A 598-nucleotide genomic window follows, 5' to 3' on the forward strand; every position below is an offset into this window, starting at 1 on the left:
TCACCCAATTCGGGATTCAACACCGATTCCGGCAGGTGGGACCCCGCTCTCGCGGCTGCTTTTTGATGTGTCCGAATCACCGGCCGGTGGCACTATCAACACGACGGCATGTTTACATGTAAACATGAAAAATCTGCTAGACATTGATATGGCCAACTCCATTAACGCCGAGGTGGCAACACAGTGAACTCATAGCGCCGCACCGCCCAGCCTTGCGCCCAGGCGTGGAATTGCAGTTGCCAGAAGCGCAGCCGGTCATTGAGGAGCAGGTTGGTGCGTGAGAGCGCCATCATGAGGATGCCAGCGCCGAGCGCGAAGGTCGCGAGCAGCGGCTTATGAACCTCATAATTCAAAATGCAGGATAGAGCCGAGAAGAAGCCCAGCCAGAACAGGATGCGGCGGAACCAGAGCACGAACCGCCCCGCGAGAATCAGCACGTCGAGCACAGACACCAGTAGAAAACGCAACGTGCCCCGAAGCAGGCCGAGCAAAACCCGGCCGAGCTGGGAGACGAAGCCGGTGGTGCGAGCCGACGCGTCCGCGGTGGAGGCAAAACGCTCCTCCATCCCCCTACCCATGGGCGGCCGGCGCGACATTC

The 598-nt window shown here is 59.9% G+C and carries 2 protein-coding genes; one reads left to right on the forward strand and one right to left on the reverse strand.

Features of this window, described 5'->3' with window-relative positions; all coding sequences use genetic code 11:
* Nucleotides 1-187, forward strand: a 187-nt coding sequence (locus tag APM_RS22400; protein WP_206740699.1) for a hypothetical protein, incomplete at its 5' end; no start/stop codon positions are given.
* On the opposite strand, the gene APM_RS13815 is transcribed toward APM_RS22400, so the two are convergent.
* Nucleotides 162-598: hypothetical protein (locus APM_RS13815; protein ID WP_241763163.1), on the reverse strand; the 437-nt coding region annotated here is incomplete at its 5' end. The two genes, APM_RS22400 and APM_RS13815, sit on opposite strands and share 26 nt — an antisense overlap.

Source organism: Acidiphilium sp. PM, assembly GCF_000219295.1.
Lineage (GTDB): Bacteria > Pseudomonadota > Alphaproteobacteria > Acetobacterales > Acetobacteraceae > Acidiphilium > Acidiphilium multivorum.